The sequence below is a fragment of the Acidovorax sp. HMWF029 genome, assembly GCF_003060895.1.
Lineage (GTDB): Bacteria > Pseudomonadota > Gammaproteobacteria > Burkholderiales > Burkholderiaceae_C > Acidovorax.
On sequence record NZ_QAIH01000125.1, the window covers coordinates 1 to 6,992 of the forward strand.

Genomic DNA, 6,992 nt, shown 5'->3' on the forward strand with positions numbered 1-6,992 from the left:
TCATTCACCCCCACCACCAAGCACTTCAACCCGAGGAAGACCATGAGCGTTTACGACAAGCTGAAAGAACTCAACATCACCCTGCCCCCCGTGTCGGTGCCCGCAGCCGCCTATGTGCCCTATGTGCAGACCGGCAATCTGGTGTTTCTCAGTGGCCACATCGCCCGCAAGGACGGCAAGCCCTGGGCCGCGCAGTTTGGCCGCGACATCGGCACCGAAGAAGGCAAGGCCGCCGCACGCGCCGTCGCCATTGACCTCATGGGCACCCTGCACGCTGCAACCGGCGGCGACCTGAACCGCGTGCAACGCATCGTGAAGGTCATGAGCCTGGTCAACTCAACGGGCGATTTCACCGAGCAGCACCTGGTGACCAATGGCGCCAGTGAGTTGCTGGGCCAGGTGTTTGGCGACAAGGGCGTGCACGCACGCAGCGCCTTTGGCGTGGCGCAGGTGCCCATGGGCGCATGCGTGGAAATCGAGCTGATTGCGGAAATCAGCTGAGCGCTCTTTCGACGCTCCAAGTACGGCAGGCATCCCAGGGATGCTCTGCACGAATCGAGCGGTCAGTGTGCGCTGCGGATCGGGAGGGGCTGCAAGGCGTCTTTTGGCAGCCAATAGCCCGGCTATTGGCAAGAAAAGCAACGCAGCGGACTGCCCGAGGCCGCGCTATCACCGACCGCAGGGAGTTATGCAGGACATCCCTAGGTTACTCATAGCAAGACAATGCTTTCAGTCGCCGAACTCTGATGCCATTTACGCACCCATGGTCGGCGAGGGCGCACCACCTGCAAACGCCCCAGGTGCATGCAGCACTCTTCACAAGGCCGCAGGCAGGTGCTGACGCTGTGATCACGCCGAGCCCAGGCCGGGCCGGGCGCATGGCCTCAGGCCCCCGAGCCCAAAAAAATTTTGAAACGTGCCAGTTCTTCATCCAGCGCCCGCCGAAACCCCGCGTCGCGTGGGGGATGGCCCGCCACAAAACCCAGCTCGTGCCGGAGCTGCCCGCGCTCCACGCGCAGGTTGGCCCAGCCCACCATCTCCTCGCCCCACAGCACAGGCAGCGCGTAGTGGCCCATGGTGCGCCTGGCGGCGGGCACGTAGGCCTCGAACCGGTAGGCCCAGCCCCACAGCATCTCGAAGCGGCGGCGGTCCCACACCACGGGGTCGAACGGTGCCAGTAGCCGCACGTCCTGATCCGGCTGGTGGCGGCGCGATGCCGGGTTTTCGGCCGCAGGCCAAAACCAGGTGGTTCCATCAACCACCGCATGGCCATAGCGGGACGGCGCGGCCTTGGCCACTGCGCGCGCCTCGGCATCGAGCTGCGGTGCACCGTAGCGCAGCAAGGTGACGAGGTAGCCCAGACTGGGCGCGGGCAACGGGGCATACAGGGCCACGATTCGATCGACCAGCGCTTCGGCGCGCGCCCTTCGCGCTGCAGGGCTGGCGTCCTGCTCGGGGTGCGCTACCGGCGCATACACCCGGGTGCCCGACTCGCGGCGGCACACCCGCAGCCAGCCGTGGTGGTGCATGGCATCCAGCAATCGGGTGCTGGCGTTGAGCTCACCGCCCCAGTAGCCCGCTACGCGGCCATGGTGTGCAAACGCCTCGCTGACCTCGCGGGGGTGCACCACACCCCGCTCCTGCACAAACGCCAGCACCTCGCACGCACGCTCGGTGGTGGCGGTATCCCAGGGTCGGCGCGGGGTGCGCGGGTGCAGCAGCGCCAGCATTTCGCGCAACACAAAGCCGTAATTGACGAAAGCGTCTTCCTCAATGCCCAGCCGCTCGTAACGGCGTTCCAGGTCACCCGCGCGATAGTCGCGCACCCGCAAGCGCAAAACCAGGTCCTGTGCCCGCGCGGGTGCCCGCATCGGGTCGGCCTGCACAAAACCCAGCTTGCGAATCGCACCGGGCAGCGTCAGCGGCTTGAACAGGCTGCGCGCAATGGCGTAGCGGCGAAGCTCATCCAGCGTGGGTGAGCGCGCCATGGCCACGACCGTTGTGCGCCCACCAGGAGTTCGTCAACACTTCTTACTCCACCCGCGTCACTGCATTGGGCTTGAAACCCAGGTCCGCCGCCTTGCCCTTGCGGCCGCGCGCGGCCCGTGCGTTGTTCAGGCTGCGGATCTCCAGCGTCTCGTCCCGCTGCTTGCCGCCCCGGCCCACGCCATCCAGGCGAATGCTGCGGGTGTAGGCCGCCGCGCCCGCAAGCTGGTCCTTGTCTTCCAAATCGATCAGCATCAGCCCCCGGCCGCCGTTGGCCATGGTTTTCAGCTCGGTGATCTCGAACGTGAGGATGCGCCCGCCCGTGGAGGCGCAGGCCACATGCGTGGCGGGCACAACCGGTTTGCTGCCCGTGGTGCCTGCGGCATGCGACGGCACACACACGGTTTCGCCCTCGCCCAGGGTAATGAAGGCCTTGCCGCCCTTTTGGCGCGAGACCATGTTCTCCACCGCCGCCAAAAAGCCGTAGCCCCCCGAGTTGGACAGCAGCAGCGTGGCATTGGCAGGGCCTGCAAAGTAGTGCAGCAACTGCGTGCCTGCTTCCAGCTCAATCAGCGTGGTCACCGGCTGGCCATCACCCCGTGCGCCCGGCAGCAGCGACACGGCCACCGAGTACACGCGGCCATTGCTGCCAAAGGCCAGCAGGGTATCGACCGTGCGACATTCGAACGTGCCGTACAGCCCGTCGCCCGCCTTGAAGGCAAAGCTGGCGGCCTCATGCCCATGGCCGGTACGGGCACGCACCCAGCCTTTTTCCGAGACGACCACCGTGACGGGCTCGTCCACCACCTTCACTTCGGCCACGGCCTTCTTCTCGGCCTGGATCAGCGTGCGGCGCGCGTCGGCAAAGGTCTTGGCGTCCGCCTCGATCTCCTTGACCATGGTGCGGCGCAACGAGCCGGGGTTGTTCAGGATGTCTTCGAGCTTGCCCTGGCTTTCGCGCAGGTCTTTCAGCTCTTGCTCGATCTTGATGGCTTCGAGCCGTGCGAGCTGGCGCAAGCGGATTTCGAGGATGTCTTCGGCCTGCCGGTCGCTCAAGTTGAAGCGTGCAATCAGCGCGGCCTTGGGGTCTTCGGCCTGACGGATGATGGCGATCACCTCGTCGATATTGAGCAGCACCAGCTGCCGCCCTTCGAGGATGTGGATGCGGTCCAGCACCTTGTTCAGCCGGTGCTGGCTGCGGCGGGTGATGGTGGTCTGGCGGAAGGCGATCCACTCTTCCAGCATCTGGCGCAGCGACTTCTGCACGGGCTTGCCGTCGAGCCCCACCATGGTGAGGTTGATGGGGGCCGAGGTTTCCAGGCTGGTGTGGGCCAGCAGCGCGGTGATCAGCTCTTGCTGCGGGGTCTTGCCGGTTTTGGGCTCGAACACCAAACGCACGGGCGCGTCTTTGCTCGATTCGTCCCGCACCACGTCCAGCACGGCCAGCATGCTGGCTTTGAGTTGCGTCTGCTCCTGCGTCAGCGCCTTCTTGCCGGCCTTGACCTTGGGGTTGGTGATCTCTTCGATCTCTTCCAGCACGCGCTGGGTGCTGACGCCGGGCGGCAGTTCGTTGACCACCAGCTGCCACTGGCCGCGCGCCATGTCTTCGATCTTCCAGCGCGCGCGCACCTTGAGGCTGCCGCGCCCCGTGCGGTAGGCGTCGGCAATGTCGCCCGCGCTGCTGATGATCTGGCCGCCGCCGGGGTAGTCCGGGCCGGGCACGATGGCCAGCAGTTCGTCCTGGCTCAGCGTTGGCGTCTTGATGAGCGCCACACACGCATCGGCAATCTCGCGCAGGTTGTGGCTGGGGATCTCGGTGGCCAGGCCCACGGCAATGCCGCTGGCGCCGTTGAGCAGCGCAAACGGCAGGCGGGCGGGCAACTGGCGCGGCTCGGAGGTAGAGCCGTCGTAGTTGGGCATGAAATCGACCGTGCCTTCGTCGATTTCATCGAGCAGCAGGCTGGTGATGCGTGACAGGCGGGCCTCGGTGTAGCGCATGGCCGCAGCGCCGTCGCCGTCGCGGCTGCCGAAGTTGCCCTGGCCGTCAATCAGCGGGTAGCGCTGGGCAAAGTCTTGCGCCATGCGCACCAGCGCGTCGTAGGCCGACTGGTCACCGTGGGGGTGGAAGCGGCCCAGCACATCGCCCACCACGCGGGCGCTCTTGACGGGCTTGGCGGCCGTGTTACGCGTGGGGCCGCTGTAGCCCAGGCCCATGCGGTCCATCGAATACAGAATGCGCCGCTGCACCGGCTTCAAGCCGTCGCACACATCGGGCAGCGCACGGCCCTTGACGACGGACAGCGCATATTCCAGGTAGGCGCGCTGGGCGTAGCCCGCCAGGCCCAGGGAGTCGCCCCCGTCGTCGCCTGCGGTGGTGAAATCAAGAGTGGGTTGGTCGCTCATGCGTTAGCGCTCATTCGTTCGGAATCGTCGGTAAGGGTTCAAACGCCGTCTGCGGCGCGCTGCGGGTCTGTGCCACCTGGGTGGGCGGCAGGTTGCCCCGGTTCTGCGCGCCGCCCGTCAGCTCCATGCGCACACGGCCTGGCAGGGCGCGCTGTGTCAACACGGGGGCTGGCGGCTTGAGCTGGGCGTAGAGGCCCAGCACGGTGCGCACGTAGTTCTGGGTTTCCTTGAAGGCTGGCACCTGGTTACCTGCCTTTTGCACGGCGCCTTCGCCCGCGTTGTAGGCGGCCACGGCCAGGTCCATGCGGCCGGGGAACAGGTCGAGCAGGTGGCGCAGGTAACGCGTGCCAGTGGGCACATTCACGGCGGGGTCAGCCAGTTTTTGCTCCACCGTGCGTTTCTTGTCCGCACTCACGCCAAAGCGGCTGGCCGTGGCGGGCATCACCTGCATCAGGCCCACGGCGCCCTTGGGCGACACGGCGGTGGCGTCAAAACCGGACTCGGTGGCGATCACGGCCTGCAGCAGCTCATAGTCCACGCCATGTTGGTTGGACGCAGCGCGCAGGTGGTGTTTGACGCGCTTGTAGTCGGGCGCAATGTCGAAATACGCCAGCAGGCGTGCGCCCGCTGCAGGCAGCGCGTAGGGCATGGGCGAGGCATTGGCAGGCGCATCGCGGGTGGAGTCAAAGTCGTTGCCGCGAAAAAACAGCTGGTAGCGCGCATCGACCTGCTCGGCCGCAAAGTGCGTCACGCCGCGCTCATCCACATGCGCCCACAGGTCCGCATGGGCCATTTGCTGCACAAAACATAGCAGCAAACCCAATACAGATGCGCGGAAAGCACTGTTTTTGTTCATATTTTTCGTCACTGACACCCTGCGGTGGGCGTCGGTTCGTTCACACCTTCCTAGATGTCGATCTCGACCGCATCGCCATGCAGCTCCATCAGCTCGCGGCGCGCGGCGGCTTCGCCCTTGCCCATGAGCTTGGTTATGAGGCCTTCGGTGGCGGCAAAGTCCATGTCGCCCAGCTGCACGGGCAGCAGGCGGCGGGTGTCGGGGTTGAGCGTGGTTTCCCACAGCTGCTCGGCATTCATCTCGCCCAAGCCCTTGAAGCGGCTGATCTGGCATTTCTCGCGCGGTACGCCGTCTTTTTCGGCCTTGTCCAGGATGGCGGCCAGCTCGCCGTCGTCCAGCGCATACATCTTGGCGGCGGGCTTTTTGCCGCGCGCGGGCACGTCCACACGGAACAAAGGCGGGCGCGCCACATAGATGTGCCCGGCCTCGATGAGCTTGGGAAAGTGGCGGAAGAACAGCGTGAGCAGCAGCACCTGGATGTGCGAGCCGTCCACGTCCGCGTCACTCAGGATGCAGACCTTGCCGTAGCGCAGGCCGCTCAGGTCGGGCGTGTCGTTGGGCCCATGCGGGTCCACCCCGATGGCCACCGAGATGTCGTGGATTTCGTTGTTGGCAAACAGGCGGTCACGCTCGACCTCCCACGTATTGAGCACCTTGCCGCGCAGCGGCAAGATGGCCTGGCTTTCCTTGTCGCGGCCCATCTTGGCGCTGCCACCGGCCGAGTCGCCCTCGACCAGGAACACTTCGTTGTGGGCGATGTCTTTGCTTTCGCAGTCGGTGAGCTTGCCGGGCAGCACGGCCACGCCAGAGCCCTTGCGCTTTTCGACCTTCTGGCCGGCCTTCTGGCGCGTTTGCGCAGCCTTGATGGCCAGCTCGGCGAGCTTCTTGCCGTATTCCACATGCTGGTTCAGCCACAGCTCAAGCGCCGGGCGCACAAAGCCGCTGACCAGGCGCACCGCATCGCGTGAATTCAGGCGCTCCTTGATCTGGCCCTGGAACTGCGGGTCGAGCACCTTGGCTGAGAGGACATAGCTGGCACGCGCAAACACGTCTTCGGGGAGCAGCTTGACGCCCTTGGGCAGCAGGCTGTGCAGCTCGATGAAGCTCTTGACCGCGTTGAACAGGCCGTCGCGCAGGCCGCTCTCGTGCGTGCCGCCTGCGCTCGTGGGGATCAGGTTGACATAGCTCTCGCGCACCGGCTGGCCGTCTTCGGTGAAGGCCACGGCCCAGGCGGCGCCTTCGCCTTCGGCAAAGCTTTCGTTGTTGCGGTCGGCAAAACCCTCGCCTTCAAACAGCGGGATCACCGGGTCGCCGTTCAGCGTCTGCATCAGGTAGTCGCGCAGGCCGCCCTTGTACTGCCAGGTTTGTGTGTCGCGGGTTTTCTCATTGACCAGCTGCACCGTCACGCCGGGCATCAGCACGGCCTTGCTGCGCAGCAAGTGGGTCAGCTCACCCATGGGCAAGGCGCTGGATTCAAAGTACTTGGCGTCGGGCCACACGCGCACCGAGGTGCCCTGCTTTCGCTCACCCGCCTCCAGCGGGCGGGCCACCAGGGGTTCGATCACGTCGCCCGCCGAGAACACCAGGCGTGCCACCTTGCCTTCGCGGTAGCTGGTGGCTTCGAGCCGGGTGGCCAGGGCGTTGGTCACACTCACGCCCACACCATGCAGACCGCCCGAGAAGCTGTAAGCCCCGCCCTTGCCCTTGTCGAACTTGCCGCCCGCATGCAGGCGGGTGAACACCAGCT

The 6,992-nt window shown here is 65.7% G+C and carries 5 protein-coding genes; 1 reads left to right on the forward strand and 4 read right to left on the reverse strand.

Features of this window, described 5'->3' with window-relative positions; translation table 11 throughout:
- The first annotated feature begins 42 nt into the window (after window positions 1–42).
- Window positions 43–501 (forward strand): RidA family protein, encoded by a 459-nt coding sequence (locus DBR12_RS08600; protein WP_108616875.1) that lies wholly within the window; start codon window positions 43–45, stop codon window positions 499–501.
- 383 nt (window positions 502–884) lie between these two features.
- Here DBR12_RS08600 and DBR12_RS08605 read toward each other — a convergent pair whose 3' ends face one another.
- The 4 genes from DBR12_RS08605 to DBR12_RS08620 form a co-directional block, all read right to left on the reverse strand.
- On the reverse strand, window positions 885–1,988 hold the full coding sequence (locus DBR12_RS08605; RefSeq protein WP_108616872.1) for a DNA glycosylase AlkZ-like family protein: 1,104 nt from the start codon (window positions 1,986–1,988) through the stop codon (window positions 885–887).
- A gap of 43 nt (window positions 1,989–2,031) precedes the next feature.
- Complete coding sequence (gene parC, locus DBR12_RS08610; protein ID WP_108616873.1) at window positions 2,032–4,389, reverse strand: DNA topoisomerase IV subunit A; 2,358 nt, start codon at window positions 4,387–4,389, stop codon at window positions 2,032–2,034.
- Between the two features lie 10 nt (window positions 4,390–4,399).
- A complete protein-coding gene (locus DBR12_RS08615; protein WP_369861421.1) occupies window positions 4,400–5,182 on the reverse strand; it encodes a lytic transglycosylase domain-containing protein in 783 nt (260 codons plus the stop codon).
- Between the two features lie 113 nt (window positions 5,183–5,295).
- A partial coding sequence (locus tag DBR12_RS08620; protein WP_233244360.1) for a DNA topoisomerase IV subunit B occupies window positions 5,296–6,992 on the reverse strand: 1,697 nt, incomplete at its 5' end.